Raw genomic sequence first — 14,664 nt, 5'->3', positions numbered from 1 at the left:
CCGATATGCCTGGTGAAAGCGGTGCTCGGGGCGCTGCTAGGCTGCTTGCCGTAAGACATCCTTTAACGGACCGTCCGGTGAGGCGGGGAAGGAGGTCGGCATGGCCGTGCCCGAAGATCGGGCCGCCAAGTCCGGCGCTGGCGAGGCATCGCAGCGACACACACCCGAATGGGTGGAGGCGGGACGCGAACTGTTGTCGCCGTCGGATGTCGGCCGGACCGTTGCGCGTATCGCGCATCAGATCATCGAGAAGACCGCACTGGATTCGGGCGATCCCGACGCACCGCGCGTCGTGTTGATCGGAATCCCCACCCGCGGCACCACGCTCGCCGCCCGGCTCACCGAGAAGATCGAGGAATTCTCTGGTGTGCGCCCGGCGCTCGGCTCGCTCGACATCACCCTCTATCGCGACGATCTGCGCAGTCGCCCGCACCGGCCACTGGAACGCACCTCCGTGCCCGAAGGCGGCATCGAGGACGCGCTGGTGGTCCTCGTCGACGACGTGCTGTTCTCCGGCCGCACCGTGCGCTCCGCGCTCGACGGACTGCGCGACCTCGGCAGGCCGCGCAGTGTGCAGCTGGCGGTGCTCATCGACCGCGGCCACCGCGAACTGCCGATCCGCGCCGACTTCGTCGGCAAGAACGTGCCCACCTCGCGCAGCGAGGACATCTCCGTACTTTTCACCGAACACGACGGCCGCGACGGCGTGTATCTGCATCAGGAGGCGGAAGCGTGAGCGAGCGAGCCACGGCGGAGCCGAGCGTCAGCGAGGTGGCGTCGTGAGACATCTGCTGACGGTGACGGATTTGGATCGCGTCACCGCGACGGAGCTGCTGGACGAGGCCGAACGTTTCGAGCAGGCGCTGCTCGGGCGTGAGGTGCACAAGCTGCCGACGCTGCGCGGTCGGACCGTGATGACGGTGTTCTACGAGAACTCCACCCGGACTCGGGTGTCGTTCGAGGTGGCGGGCAAGTGGATGAGCGCCGATGTGATCAACGTCAGCGCGAGCAGCTCCTCGGTCTCCAAGGGCGAGTCGTTGCGCGACACCGCGCTGACGCTACACGCGGCGGGCGCCGATGCCCTCATCGTGCGACATCCTGCTTCCGGTGCCGCGCACCAGATCGCACGGTGGATGGATGCCTGGGCGGTAAAGTCGGGTCGCGGCTCGGGTCCGGCGATCATCAACGCAGGTGACGGCACCCACCAGCACCCGACTCAGGCACTGCTCGACGCGTTGACGCTGCGGCAGCGTCTCGGTGATATCGAGGGCAAGCGCGTGGTGATCGTCGGCGATATCCTGCACAGCAGGGTCGCCCGCTCGAATGTCTTCCTGCTGGCCACTCTCGGCGCCGAAGTCGTGCTCGTCGCTCCGCGTACTCTGCTGCCCGTCGGTGCGGAAAGCTGGCCCGCGCGGATCTCGTCCAGCCTGGACGCCGAATTGCCCGGCGCCGACGCGGTATTGATGCTGCGGGTGCAGGCGGAGCGCATGAACGGCGGCTTCTTCCCCTCGGCCCGCGAGTACTCGGTCAACTACGGGCTTTCGGAGCGCCGGATGGCGCTGCTGGAGGAGCACGCGGTGGTCCTGCATCCGGGCCCGATGCTGCGCGGCATGGAAATCGCCTCGCTCGTTGCGGACTCACCGAAGTCCGCGATCTTGCAACAGGTGACGAACGGAGTGCATATGCGGATGGCGGTGCTGTTCCGGCTGCTGGTCGGCACCCAGGAGGCGGTGGCGTGAGCGAGTTGCTGCTGCAAGGTGTTCGACCGTACGGCGAGGGGGAGCCGGTCGACGTGCTCGTCCGCGACGGTGTAATCGCCGCGATCGGTGCCGACCTCGACACCGCTGCCGACACCGAGGTGATCTCGGCGACGGGCCAGGTCCTGCTGCCCGGCTTCGTCGACCTGCACACCCACCTTCGTGAACCGGGGCGCGAGGACACCGAGACCATCGAGTCCGGTTCCGCCGCCGCGGCGCTCGGCGGGTACACCGCGGTGTTCGCGATGGCCAACACCAATCCGGTCGCCGACTCGGTGGTCGTCACCGACCACGTGTGGCGGCGCGGCCAGGAGGTCGGGCTGGTCGATGTGTTCCCGGTGGGTGCGGTCACGGTCGGTTTGGCGGGCAAGCAGCTCGCGGAAATGGGCACCATGGCCGCAGGCGTCGGCGCGGTGCGTATGTTCTCCGACGACGGTCACTGCGTGTACGACCCGCTGCTGATGCGCCGTGCGCTCGAATACTCGAACTCCCTCGGGGTCCTGATCGCGCAGCATGCCGAGGAGCCACGCCTCACCCAGGGGGCGGTCGCGCACGAGGGGCCGACCGCGGCCAGGCTCGGCCTTGCCGGCTGGCCGCGCGCCGCCGAGGAGTCGATCGTCGCCCGGGATGCACTGCTCGCCCGTGATGCCGGTGCGCGCGTGCACATCTGTCACGCCTCCACCGCGGGCACCGTGGAACTGGTCAAGTGGGCCAAGGCGCAAGGTATTTCGATCACCGCCGAGGTCACGCCACACCATCTGCTGCTCGACGATTCGCGGCTGGAAACCTACGATGCGGTCAACAAAGTGAACCCGCCGCTGCGCGAGGCCTCCGACGCAGCGGCGCTGCGCCGCGCACTGGCCGAGGGCATCCTCGACTGCGTCGCCACCGACCACGCCCCGCACGCCGAACAGGACAAGTGCTGCGAGTTCGCCGGCGCGCGTCCCGGCATGCTCGGCCTGGAGACCGCGCTGTCGATCATCGTGCAGACCATGGTCGAACCGGGCCTGCTCGACTGGCGCGGCGTCGCGCGCGTGATGAGTGAGCGTCCCGCCGAAATCGTCGGACTCGACGACCACGGCAGGCCCATCGAGGTCGGCGAACCGGCGAACCTCACGCTGGTCGACCCGGACGCGACCTGGACGGTGCGAGCCACCGAGCTCGCCAGTATCTCGAACAACACACCGTTCGAGGCGATGACGTTCCCGGCCCGAGTGACGACGACGTTGCTCCGTGGCGTGGTAACCGCCCGCGAGGGCAAGGCGGTGGGGAACCGTGCGGAGGCGTAGATGAGCGAACATTGCGCAGCCGCACGTCGAAGCCGACCGGGTGCGGGTGTCCCGCAGGACACAGGAGGTCCGTAAGTGGAAAGAACGCTGTGGGTGGTCGGACTGCTGGCGCTGTTCGCGCTGTGCGTCTGGCTGATGTACCGAGGCTGGCAGAACCGGGCAGCGCGCCAAGCGGCGAGCATCGGTGAGCTACCGGGGGTGCCCGCCGACTGCGGCGCGCAACTGCTGGAGCCGACCACCGGAATGTATCTCGGCAGCACCATCGCACCCAGCTGGCAGGACCGGATTGCGGTGGGCGACTTGGGCTTCCGGGCCACAGCGGAACTCACGAGGTTCGAACGCGGAATTCTGCTCGAGCGCGCGGGGGCGACGGTGATCTGGATTCCGCAGGAATCCATCACGGCGGTGCGCACCGAGCGCGGGCACGCGGGCAAGGTCATGACGGAAGATGGTGTGCTGGTAATTCGCTGGAAGCTGCCCACCGGAACCGAGGTAGACACCGGTTTCCGGGGCGACGACAAGACGGTGTACCCGGCTTGGCGAGCGGATCCGACCAGAGCGACGACGGGAGAAGACGAATGAATGCAGGATCGCGCAGCGATTCGACGGGGGGCGGTGGTCGGGCGACCGGAGGGCCGGCGCAAGCAGCAGCTCTGGTATTGGAAGACGGGCGGGTGTTCCGTGGCACGGCCTACGGCGCCGTGGGCGAGACGCTTGGCGAGGCGGTGTTCTGCACCGCGATGACCGGGTACCAGGAGACCCTCACCGACCCCAGCTATCACCGGCAGATCGTGGTGGCCACGGCCCCGCAGATCGGCAACACCGGCTGGAACGACGAGGACGACGAGTCCTCGAAGATCTGGGTCGCCGGCTACGCGATCCGTGACGCCTCACGCGTCGCGTCGAACTGGCGCTCCACTGGGACACTGCAGGACCAGTTGGGTCGCCAGGATGTGGTCGGCATCGCGGGAATCGACACCCGCGCGCTGGTGCGACACCTGCGTACCCGCGGTTCGATGAAGGCGGGCATCTTCTCGGGCGCCGCACTGGCAGGCACCGACGAGTTGCTCGGCAGGGTGAACGGCCAGCCTTCGATGCTGGGCGCGAATCTGGCTCGAGAGGTCAGCACCGATGCGCTCTACACCATCGAGCCGGTCGGTGATCCCCGCTTCACGGTCGTCGCGGTCGATCTCGGCATCAAGACCAACACCCCGCGGATGTTCGCCGAGCGCGGGATGCGGGTGCACGTGGTGCCCTCGACCACCTCGCTGGACCAGATTCTGGCGCTGAACCCGAACGGCGTGTTCCTGTCCAACGGTCCTGGTGACCCGGCCACTCAGGACGGTGCGGTCGCGATCACCCAGGGCGTGCTGGAAAAAGGTCTGCCGCTGTTCGGCATCTGCTTCGGCAATCAGATTCTCGGCCGCGCGTTCGGACGCAAGACCTACAAGATGAAGTTCGGCCACCGTGGCATCAACGTCCCGGTCGTCGAGCGGGAAACCGGTCGCATCTCCATCACCGCGCAGAACCACGGTTTCGCACTGGAGGGTGAGGCGGGGGAGCAGTTCGATACGCCCTTCGGCCGCGCCGAGGTCAGTCACGTCTGCGCGAATGACGGCACTGTCGAAGGTGTTCGCCTGGTCGACGGCCGCGCGTTCTCTGTGCAGTACCACCCCGAGGCCGCCGCCGGACCCCACGACGCCGCTTATCTCTTCGACCGTTTCGCCGGTCTCATGGAAGGAGCCTGATGCCTCGCCGCAAGGATCTCGAGCACATCCTGGTGATCGGCTCTGGCCCGATCGTTATCGGCCAGGCATGTGAATTCGACTATTCCGGCACCCAGGCGTGCCGGGTGCTGCGGGCCGAGGGCCTGCGGGTATCGCTGGTGAACTCCAACCCGGCGACCATCATGACCGACCCGGAGTTCGCCGATTCCACCTACGTGGAGCCGATCACGCCGGAGTTCGTCGAGAAGGTCATCGAAAAGGAGCGTCCCGACGCCATTCTCGCCACTCTCGGCGGGCAGACCGCGCTGAACACCGCGGTCGCCCTACACGAACGCGGTGTGCTGCAGAAGTACAATGTCGAGCTGATCGGCGCCGACTTCGACGCCATCCAGCGCGGTGAGGACCGGCAGAAGTTCAAGGACATCGTCGCCAAGGTCGGCGGCGAGAGCGCTCGCTCCGCGGTGTGCCACACCATGGACGAGGTGCGCGCCACTGTCGCCGAGCTCGGTTTCCCGGTGGTCGTTCGCCCCTCCTTCACGATGGGCGGCCTCGGCTCCGGCATGGCCTACAACGACGACGATCTCGACCGCATCGCGGGCGGTGGCCTGGCGGCCTCACCCACCGCGAACGTGCTCATCGAGGAATCCATTCTCGGCTGGAAGGAATTCGAGCTCGAGCTCATGCGCGACAGCCGCGACAACGTCGTGGTGGTCTGCTCGATCGAGAACGTGGACCCGATGGGCGTGCACACCGGTGACTCGGTCACCGTCGCACCGGCCATGACCCTCACCGACCGCGAATACCAGAAGCTGCGCGACCTCGGCATCGACATCCTGCGCGAAGTCGGCGTCGATACCGGCGGCTGCAATATCCAGTTCGCGGTGGACCCCGCCGACGGCCGCCTCATCGTCATCGAGATGAACCCGCGTGTCTCGCGTTCTTCGGCGCTCGCCTCCAAGGCCACGGGCTTCCCGATCGCCAAGATCGCCGCCAAGCTGGCCATCGGCTACACCTTGGACGAGATCGTCAACGACATCACCAAGGAAACTCCGGCCTGCTTCGAGCCGACGCTGGACTACGTGGTCGTCAAGGCGCCACGGTTCGCGTTCGAGAAGTTCCCCGGCGCCGACGCGACACTGACCACCACCATGAAGTCGGTGGGCGAGGCGATGTCGTTGGGCCGCAACTTCTCCGAGGCACTCGGCAAGGTGCTCCGCTCGCTGGAGACCAAGGCCGCAGGGTTCTGGACCCAAGAAGATGGCAAGTGGGCCCCCTCCGATGGCGGCGACCCGCAAGCGGTCGCCGCGGCCACCGAGTCCATCCTCGAAGATCTGCGGACTCCGACCGAGGGTCGCATCTACCAGGTGGAGCGCGCGCTGCGCCTGGGCGCGAGCATCGAGGAGGTCGCGAAGGCCTCCGGCATCGACCCGTGGTTCGTCGCCGAGGTCGCCGGACTCGTCGAATTGCGTCAGGAGATCATCGACGCACCGGTGCTCGACGAGACGCTGCTGCGTCGCGCCAAGCACCACGGCCTTTCCGACCGCCAGATCTCCGCGCTGCGTGCCGAACTCGCGGGCGAGACCGGCGTGCGTACCCTGCGGCACCGGCTCGGTGTCCGGCCGGTGTTCAAGACCGTCGACACCTGCGCCGCCGAATTCGAGGCCAAGACCCCGTACCACTACTCGACCTACGAGCTGGACCCCGCAGCCGAGTCCGAGGTCGCGCCGCAGCGCGAACGCGACAAGGTGATCATCCTCGGCTCGGGGCCGAACCGGATCGGCCAGGGCATCGAGTTCGACTACTCGTGTGTCCATGCGGCACAGACGCTGTCGCAGGCCGGGTACGAGACGGTGATGGTCAACTGCAACCCGGAGACCGTCTCCACCGACTACGACACCGCCGACCGGCTCTACTTCGAGCCCCTGACCTTCGAGGATGTGCTCGAGGTCTTCCACGCGGAGTCCGAATCCGGCACCGTCGCCGGCGTTATCGTGCAGCTTGGCGGGCAGACCCCGCTCGGGCTCGCGCAGCGGCTCACCGACGCGGGCGTCCCGGTGGTCGGCACCAGCGCCGCGGCCATCGACCTGGCCGAGGACCGTGGCGAGTTCGGTGACGTGCTGGTTGCGGCGGGCCTGCCCGCGCCGAAGTACGGCACCGCGACGACCTTCGCGCAGGCCAAAAAGATCGCCGCGAGCATCGGCTACCCGGTGCTGGTCCGACCGTCCTACGTGCTCGGCGGGCGCGGCATGGAGATCGTCTACGACGAGCAGTCCCTCGAGGGCTACATCTCCCGCGCCACCGAGCTCAGTCCCGAGCATCCGGTGCTGGTCGACCGCTTCCTGGAAGACGCGATCGAGATCGACGTCGACGCACTGTGCGACGGCGAAGAGGTCTACCTCGGCGGCGTGATGGAGCACATCGAAGAGGCGGGCATCCACTCCGGCGACTCCGCCTGTGCGCTGCCGCCGATCACCTTGGGCCGCAGCGATATCGAGGCTGTGCGCCGGTCCACCATCGCGCTGGCCAAGGGCATCGGCGTCAAGGGCCTGCTCAACGTGCAGTACGCGCTCAAGGACGACGTGCTCTACGTGCTGGAGGCCAATCCCCGTGCCAGCCGTACGGTTCCGTTCGTGTCCAAGGCTACGGCGGTGCCGCTGGCCAAGGCTGCGGCCCGGATCACCATGGGCGCCACCATCGCCGAACTCCGCAAGGAAGGCATGCTGCCCGCCGAGGGCGACGGTGGGCACGTCCCGCTGGACGCGCCGGTCGCAGTGAAGGAAGCGGTGCTGCCGTTCCATCGGTTCCGCAAGGCCGATGGCACCGGCGTGGATTCGCTGCTCTCCCCGGAGATGAAGTCCACCGGCGAGGTCATGGGCATCGACGCCGACTTCGGCACCGCGTTCGCCAAGAGTCAGGCCGCCGCTTACGGTTCGCTGCCCACCGAGGGCACCGTGTTCGTCTCGATCGCCAACCGCGACAAACGGGCCATGGTGTTCCCGGTGAAACGTCTGCACGACCTCGGCTTCCGGATCCTGGCCACCGAGGGCACGGCGGAAATGCTGCGCCGTAACGGAATTCCGTGCGAACAGGTGCGCAAGCACTCGGACCCGGAATCCGGTGGCGAGGTGCCGATCGCGTCGATCGTGGAGCAGATCCGCGACGGCGAGGTCGACATGGTGTTCAACACCCCCTACGGCAACTCGGGTCCGCGCGTGGACGGTTACGAAATCCGCACCGCCGCGGTGGGTGTGAACATTCCGTGCATCACCACGGTGCAGGGTGCGGCCGCGGCCGTGCAGGGCATCGAGGCGACCATCAACGGTGGCATCGGGGTGCGCTCCCTGCAGGAACTGCATTCGGCGCTTCGTGGCTGAGGAACGCGCGATCGAGGAAGGAGGCGGTGCGGTGAAGACGTTCGGCGCCCGGCTGCGGCACGCGATGCGGCACTTCGGGCCGCTGTGTGTCGGCATCGACCCGCATCCGCAACTGCTCGAGGCGTGGGGCCTGACCGACGACATCGACGGCCTCGAAGCCTTCGCCGAGACCTGCGTGGAGGCCTTCGACGGTCGTGTCGCGCTGGTCAAGCCGCAGGTGGCATTCTTCGAGGCCTACGGGTCGGGGGGCATCGCGGTGCTGGAGCGCACGATCAGCGTGCTGCGCGCTTCCGGAACATTGGTGCTCGCCGACGCCAAGCGTGGTGATATCGGCTCCACCATGGATGCCTATGCCCGTGCCTGGCTCGGCAACGGCCCGCTCGGCTCGGATGCGGTGACAGTGTCGCCCTATCTCGGATTCGGTTCGCTCGACCCGGCCTTTCGCCTGGCCGAGCAGAACCACCGCGGTGTCTTCGTGCTCGCCGCCACCTCGAATCCCGAGGGCGCGCAACTGCAGCGCATCACCGCAGCGGACGGCCGCACCATCGCCCAGACCATGGTCGATGCGGCGGCCGAACGCAACGCGGGCGCCGAATTCGGTTCTGTCGGAGTCGTTGTCGGTGCCACCCTCACCGAGGCCCCGGACCTGAGCAAGCTCAACGGGCCGATCCTCATGCCGGGGGTCGGGGCGCAGGGCGGGGGCGCGGATTCCATTCGCGCCCTGGTGTCCGACGCCGGTTTCGGCGCTGTCGTGCCGACCGCCTCGCGCGAAGTGCTCGCGGCAGGCCCGTCCGTCTCGGCGCTGTGCGCGAAGCTCGCGGAGCTACAGGAAGAGTTCGCCTTCCTACATGCCTGATCGGATACTCGCGGCCTCGCCGCAACGCTGAGGGCAGCCACGCGTAACACAACGGACCGGGCAGCCTAACGGACCGGTCGCCCGCCGCGGGCCGAGCTATACGGGACCGCGGCGGCTCGATGGCGCATCCATCGATCGGTTCCCACGCCGAGCGGCACGAGCCGATGACATCGTCGCGGCTGCCGCCTGCCCGTCATCTGCGAATTGCGGGCTTCGGTTCGATGAGGTAGTGGTGCCGGTTCGCCTCCGGAAACTACGCGGGCAACTTTTCGGCGATCGATCCGTTGCGCTGCGCTCGACCGTCGTCCGCCGGGCGCAGCACCACGATAGCGGCGAATGTCTTTGTGACGCTGCCGATTCGGAAGTGACTGTCCGCCCCGAGTTACCCACGGCGGGTGCGGCCGGTTGTGTTTGCCGACACACCTGTACGCCGTCGGCATCCGACACCCGTAATCCGACATCCGTCGCCGATGCGGCGGCGACCCGCGTTACGGCAGCGGCCACGCCATCATCCCGCGAAATCGCCACGACCTGCGCAGATGGCGATATCGTCGCCACGACTACCGCACCCGATACCGCCGCGATTCGAATCGGCTTCTTCTGCATGATGTTCGACGCTGGGCCCGGCCGCGCTCGACGACCATGCGGTTTTCCCTCGATGTCCTGCGAAAACACACTCCGCCGCTGTGGTCGGGACGGCCGAACCGGGTGGTTGGTTCTACTGTCCCGGCGGCGCAGTGCTCATGGCGTCGAAGACATGGAAACGACCATGGAATCGAAACGCAGCGAACTCGCAGGCATCGCAGGCTGCGCACCTCCGAGGGAGGTGAAATCCTCGAATCGTAAGCACGCTCGAGCCGAATCGCGGCTGAACCGGCGCACCGAACGCGCACGCGATGTGCTCACCCGGATGGCGGCAAACCCGCCGATCTGCAACGAGCTGTTCATCACCCGGAAAGCACATCAATGCCATTTTCACCGAGCTCCAGCTGCCGCCGGACGCGGCGCACCACTGGCGCGTGCGCACCATCCTCGAATATCTCGCCGCCGTCGCCGCGGCGATCTGATGGCAGGGACGCCGGGGCGGGGCCGTGTGGCCGGCTGGCCGCCCGTCTGCGGCGGTTTCGGGGTGAAACGGCACCAGGGGTGTGGCCGGGTGGATCGGCGGCTCTGGCATCGATTCGGCCGTTGACGGGCGGAGTCCGTGGCCGTCGTTCTTCGCGTTCCGCGTGCCCGACACGCGAAAGACAACGCGACACGCGGAAAAATCCGAGAAAGTTCCTGGTCGGGCGGTTGCCCAGTTGCTGGGGTGGTGTGCCGTGCCACCGCAATCCCCCCGCTAACCCTGTTTGCTGCTGAAAAAGCCCTGCATACGGGGCATTTCGGGGTTTCGGCGGTACGATCGGCGCAGCAGACAAAGGGGCGCGTCGATCCGGTCGGGTCTGCCCTACGGCACCGGCGAATCATGCGCTGACCTGGGGGGTGGGTTCGCAATCGGCGGACGTCGTGGGTACGGTCGCTGAGACTGCCGGGTTACCGGCAGGAGTTGATGCAATGAACGATGAGACGGAGGAACCGTGGCCCTTCCCCAGCTGACTGACGAGCAGCGCGCCGCTGCTTTGGAGAAGGCGGCGGCCGCTCGCCGCGCTCGGGCGGAGCTCAAGGAGCGCCTGAAGCGTGGTGGCACCGACCTGAAGCAGGTCCTCACCGACGCCGAGTCCGATGAGATTCTCGGCAAGATGAAGGTGTCGGCGCTGCTGGAAGCCCTGCCCAAGGTGGGCAAGGTCAAGGCGGCAGAGATCATGAGCGAGCTGGAGATCGCCCCCACCCGGCGTTTGCGCGGACTGGGTGACCGGCAGCGCAAGGCGCTGCTCGCCCGATTCGACTTCGCCTGACAACGAAGGTGATCGGACACACGCGGAAGGGTCGACTGGTTGTACTGGTCGGCCCCTCGGCCGTGGGTAAGTCCACTGTGGTGCGCTGCGTCCGTGAGCGGCTGCCCCACTTGGTCTTCAGTGTGTCGGCAACGACCCGGGCCCCAAGGCCCGGGGAGGTCGACGGCCGGGACTATCGGTTCGTCACTCGGGACGAGTTCGACGCCATGATCGAGGCGGGCGAACTGCTCGAGTGGGCGGACATCCACGGAGGATTACAACGTTCCGGTACCCCGGCGGGTCCGGTACGCGAGGCAATGGCCGCCGGACTTCCCGTGCTCGTCGAGGTCGATCTCGAGGGCGCGCGGTCGGTACGCAAGACCATGCCCGAGGCGCTGCTGGTGTTCCTCGCCCCGCCCAGCTGGGACGAATTGGTCACCAGGCTGCGGTCGCGCGGCACCGAATCGCCCGAAGTCATCGAGCGCAGGCTGGAAACCGCCAGGACCGAATTGGCGGCCTGTGACGAGTTCGACATCGTCATCGTGAACGACGAGGTGACCAGCGCGTGTGAGCAGTTGGTATCGTTGTTTGTTAGCACAAATTCGAGTTCGTGACCCCCACCCCCGCAGGAGCGCCCCTAGTGAGCAGTACGGACATCAAGCCCGCCCCGGCATACGACACTCCGATCGGCCTGACCAACCCGCCGATCGACGAGTTGCTGGAGCGCACCTCGTCCAAGTACGCCCTGGTCATCTACGCAGCCAAGCGGGCTCGTCAGATCAACGACTACTACAACCAGCTCGGCGACGGCATCCTCGAGTACGTCGGTCCACTGGTCGAGCCGGGTCTGCAGGAGAAGCCGCTGTCGGTCGCGATGCGTGAAATCCACTCCGATCTGCTCGAGCACGCCGAAGGCGAGTAGTTCGAGCGGACGCAGTGACCACATCTAGGCCGGAGGCGTAGTGACCACACGGATCGTCGTCGGCGTCGGCGGAGGGATCGCCGCCTACAAAGCCTGCTCGATTGTGCGCCGGTTCACCGAGACCGGGCACCAGGTTCGGGTGATCCCCACCGAGTCGGCGTTGCAATTCGTCGGCAAGGCCACCTTCGAGGCACTGTCCGGGAACCCGGTGCACACCGGCGTGTTCGCGGACGTGCCCGAGGTACCCCACGTACGGCTCGGCCAGGAGGCGGACCTCGTTGTCATCGCCCCGGCAACCGCCGATCTGATGGCGCGTGCCGCGAGCGGCCGCGCCGACGACCTGTTGACCGCCACACTGCTGACGGCCCGATGTCCGGTGGTTTTCGCGCCCGCGATGCACACCGAGATGTGGGAGCATCCGGCCACCATCGCCAATGTCGCGACGCTGCGTGCGCACGGTGCGATCGTCATGGAACCCGCGTCGGGCCGCCTCACCGGCACCGACACCGGACCAGGACGGTTGCCCGAGCCCGAGGAGATCTTCGGACTCGCTACGTTGCTGCTCGAGCGTGCCGACGCGATCCCGCGTGATCTGGAAGGCCGCCGCGTGGTTATCACCGCCGGTGGCACCAGAGAACCGCTGGACCCGGTGCGTTTCCTCGGCAACCGCAGCTCCGGCAAGCAAGGCTATGCGCTGGCACGGGTCGCTGCTCAGCGCGGCGCTCACGTCACGCTGATCGCGGGCAACACGATCGAGATGGCCGCCCCGGCTGCCGTCGACCTGGTACATGTGACGACGGCCGAACAGCTCAGGACTGCGGTGGACAAGCACGCGGTCGGCGCCGACGCGGTGATCATGGCAGCGGCGGTGGCCGATTTCCGGCCGACCAACGTGGCCGCGGCCAAGATCAAGAAGGGCGCGGGCGAGCCGGATGTGATCGCGCTGACCAAGACCGACGACATTCTCGCCGGTCTGGTGCAGTCGCGCCGCGACGGCCAGTTGCCTGGCACCGCGATCGTCGGCTTCGCCGCCGAGACCGGTGACGAGCAGGGCGACGTGCTCACCCACGCGCGGGCAAAGCTGGCCCGCAAGGGTTGCGATCTGCTGGTCGTGAACGCGGTCGGCGAGGGCAAGGCATTCGAGGTCGACACCAATGACGGCTGGCTGCTCGGTGCGGACGGCACCGAACAGGCGCTCGACCACGGGTCGAAGGCGCTGCTGGCGAGCCGGGTGCTCGACGCACTCGGCCCGTTGTTGCGCTGAGCCGTCGTGCGCCGATGCGTCGGTGCGAACTATTCGTTCAAGTCTTGTAGCGGCGCCGTGAGTATTGCGGTGTGGAGGTAATCACCACCATCAACCGGTCGGTCGCGGTGCAGATATTCAGGCGAGCAACGCAATGTCGGGATGAAGATCCGGCAATGTGCGTCGGTCGCCGAATAGTCTGAGACAGCGTTTGACCGCGGGCCACTGCGTCGGTGGTTTGGAATAGTCTGAGATGAAGGGTTGCGCGGTGGCGGCAGCACGTTACTGTCGCAAACCGACACGAGTAACCCGTTGAGGGAGAGGGAAGAACTGTGCGCACGTCCGGCAGCCGGCTATTCACCAGTGAGTCCGTGACCGAGGGTCATCCGGACAAGATCTGTGATGCCATCAGCGATTCCATTCTCGACGCGTTGCTCGCGGAAGACCCGCGCAGCCGGGTCGCGGTGGAAACTCTCGTCACGACCGGTCAGGTCCACGTCGCGGGTGAGGTCACCACGTCGGCCTACGCGGATATTCCGCGCATTGTCCGCGAGAAGGTCCTGGAAATCGGATACGACTCGTCCGCAAAGGGTTTCGACGGAAATTCCTGTGGCGTCAATATCGCCATCGGCGCGCAGTCGCCGGACATCGCGCAGGGTGTCGACACCTCGCACGAGGCGCGCACCGCGGGTTCCGACGACGAGATCGAGCGCCAGGGCGCGGGTGATCAGGGGCTGATGTTCGGCTACGCGAACACCGACACCCCCGAGCTCATGCCGCTGCCGATCGCGCTGGCCCATCGCCTCTCGCGCAGGCTCACCGAGGTCCGCAAGTCCGGCGTGCTGCCCTACCTGCGCCCGGACGGCAAGACCCAGGTCACCATCGAATACGAAGGCGACCGGCCGGTTCGCCTGGACACGGTCGTCATCTCCACCCAGCACGCCGCGGATATCGATCTGGACAACCTGCTCGCGCCCGATATCCGCGAGAAGGTCGTCGATGCGGTGGTCGCCGATCTGGACCTGCCGAGCCTGGACACCTCGAACATCCGGCTGCTGGTCAACCCCACCGGCAAGTTCGTGCTCGGGGGCCCGATGGGTGACGCGGGCCTGACCGGCCGCAAGATCATCGTCGACACCTATGGCGGCATGGCCCGCCACGGCGGCGGCGCGTTCTCCGGCAAGGACCCGTCGAAGGTCGACCGCTCGGCCGCGTACGCGATGCGCTGGGTCGCCAAGAACGTCGTCGCGGCCGGACTGGCCGACCGCGTCGAGGTTCAGGTCGCCTACGCCATCGGCAAGGCCGCTCCGGTCGGTCTGTTCGTGGAGACCTTCGGCACCGAGAAGGTCGACCCGACTCGCATCTCGAGTGCGATCACCGAGGTCTTCGACCTGCGCCCCGGCGCGATCATTCGCGACCTCGACCTGCTGCGCCCGATCTACGCACCGACCGCCGCGTACGGCCACTTCGGACGCACCGACATCGACCTGCCGTGGGAGCACACCGATCGCGCCGACAAGCTGCGCGCGGCAATCGGCCTGTAAGCCGACCCGGCCCGCGTGAACCAGCCCACGGCGGACCACCCCGCCACTCCCGCGGACGCCGCGTCCACGGGGGCACGG

The 14,664-nt window shown here is 67.3% G+C and carries 12 protein-coding genes and 1 pseudogene; 12 read left to right on the top strand and 1 reads right to left on the bottom strand.

What is annotated here, in order from left to right:
- Window positions 1–100 precede the first annotated feature (100 nt).
- The 7 genes from pyrR to pyrF all read left to right on the top strand — a co-directional run bounded on the left by pyrR (window position 101) and on the right by pyrF (window position 9,003).
- Window positions 101–736 carry a bifunctional pyr operon transcriptional regulator/uracil phosphoribosyltransferase PyrR gene (gene pyrR / locus ACLMAL_RS31125; protein WP_328403083.1) on the top strand — a complete coding sequence of 212 codons (636 nt, stop codon included), beginning with the start codon at window positions 101–103 and terminating at the stop codon, window positions 734–736.
- A 43-nt stretch (window positions 737–779) separates the two neighbouring features.
- Complete coding sequence (locus ACLMAL_RS31120; RefSeq protein ID WP_412002326.1) at window positions 780–1,739, top strand: aspartate carbamoyltransferase catalytic subunit; 960 nt, start codon at window positions 780–782, stop codon at window positions 1,737–1,739.
- The gene (locus ACLMAL_RS31115) at window positions 1,736–3,046 is read left to right on the top strand and encodes a dihydroorotase (protein WP_412002325.1); all 1,311 of its coding nucleotides are present in this window, start codon (window positions 1,736–1,738) and stop codon (window positions 3,044–3,046) included. Before ACLMAL_RS31120 ends, ACLMAL_RS31115 begins: the two co-directional genes overlap by 4 nt.
- Before the next feature lie 75 nt (window positions 3,047–3,121).
- Window positions 3,122–3,628: a transporter gene (locus ACLMAL_RS31110; RefSeq protein WP_412002324.1), complete on the top strand. Its 507-nt coding sequence runs from the start codon at window positions 3,122–3,124 to the stop codon at window positions 3,626–3,628.
- Window positions 3,625–4,794, top strand: a complete 1,170-nt coding sequence (gene carA, locus ACLMAL_RS31105) for a glutamine-hydrolyzing carbamoyl-phosphate synthase small subunit (RefSeq protein WP_412002323.1) — start codon at window positions 3,625–3,627, stop codon at window positions 4,792–4,794. The genes ACLMAL_RS31110 and carA overlap by 4 nt, the downstream gene beginning before the upstream one ends.
- Window positions 4,794–8,147, top strand: coding sequence for a carbamoyl-phosphate synthase large subunit (gene carB, locus ACLMAL_RS31100; protein WP_412002322.1), 3,354 nt, complete (start codon window positions 4,794–4,796; stop codon window positions 8,145–8,147). Before carA ends, carB begins: the two co-directional genes overlap by 1 nt.
- A 31-nt stretch (window positions 8,148–8,178) precedes the next feature.
- The gene (gene pyrF / locus ACLMAL_RS31095) at window positions 8,179–9,003 is read left to right on the top strand and encodes an orotidine-5'-phosphate decarboxylase (protein ID WP_412002321.1); all 825 of its coding nucleotides are present in this window, start codon (window positions 8,179–8,181) and stop codon (window positions 9,001–9,003) included.
- Window positions 9,004–9,256: 253 nt separating this feature from the next.
- Here pyrF and ACLMAL_RS31090 read toward each other — a convergent pair.
- A pseudogene (locus ACLMAL_RS31090) lies at window positions 9,257–9,367 on the bottom strand (alkaline D-peptidase); the annotation flags it as partial.
- 1,213 nt (window positions 9,368–10,580) lie between these two features.
- On the opposite strand from ACLMAL_RS31090, the gene mihF reads away from it, so the two are divergent.
- From mihF to metK, 5 genes are all read left to right on the top strand, one after another.
- On the top strand, window positions 10,581–10,898 hold the full coding sequence (mihF, locus tag ACLMAL_RS31085; RefSeq protein ID WP_040692163.1) for an integration host factor, actinobacterial type: 318 nt from the start codon (window positions 10,581–10,583) through the stop codon (window positions 10,896–10,898).
- Window positions 10,899–10,906: 8 nt separating this feature from the next.
- Window positions 10,907–11,491: a guanylate kinase gene (gene gmk, locus ACLMAL_RS31080; protein WP_328403069.1), complete on the top strand. Its 585-nt coding sequence runs from the start codon at window positions 10,907–10,909 to the stop codon at window positions 11,489–11,491.
- A 26-nt stretch (window positions 11,492–11,517) separates the two neighbouring features.
- Window positions 11,518–11,799: a DNA-directed RNA polymerase subunit omega gene (rpoZ, locus tag ACLMAL_RS31075; protein WP_328403067.1), complete on the top strand. Its 282-nt coding sequence runs from the start codon at window positions 11,518–11,520 to the stop codon at window positions 11,797–11,799.
- A gap of 40 nt (window positions 11,800–11,839) precedes the next feature.
- Window positions 11,840–13,063: a bifunctional phosphopantothenoylcysteine decarboxylase/phosphopantothenate--cysteine ligase CoaBC gene (coaBC, locus tag ACLMAL_RS31070; protein ID WP_412002320.1), complete on the top strand. Its 1,224-nt coding sequence runs from the start codon at window positions 11,840–11,842 to the stop codon at window positions 13,061–13,063.
- Between the two features lie 311 nt (window positions 13,064–13,374).
- Complete coding sequence (gene metK / locus ACLMAL_RS31065) at window positions 13,375–14,586, top strand: methionine adenosyltransferase (protein ID WP_328403063.1); 1,212 nt, start codon at window positions 13,375–13,377, stop codon at window positions 14,584–14,586.
- Window positions 14,587–14,664 lie beyond the last annotated feature (78 nt).

The organism is Nocardia sp. CWNU-33, from assembly GCF_046764895.1.
In the GTDB taxonomy this organism is placed as follows: domain Bacteria; phylum Actinomycetota; class Actinomycetes; order Mycobacteriales; family Mycobacteriaceae; genus Nocardia.
This window is presented reverse-complemented; position numbering and strand designations above follow the sequence as displayed.

Excerpts from the sequence above, each read along its gene's own strand:
- carA (WP_412002323.1), top strand. The coding sequence starts at position 3,625 with ATGAATGCAGGATCGCGCAGCGATTCGACGGGGGGCGGTGGTCGGGCG.
- carB (WP_412002322.1), top strand. The coding sequence starts at position 4,794 with ATGCCTCGCCGCAAGGATCTCGAGCACATCCTGGTGATCGGCTCTGGC.
- pyrR (WP_328403083.1), top strand. The coding sequence starts at position 101 with ATGGCCGTGCCCGAAGATCGGGCCGCCAAGTCCGGCGCTGGCGAGGCA.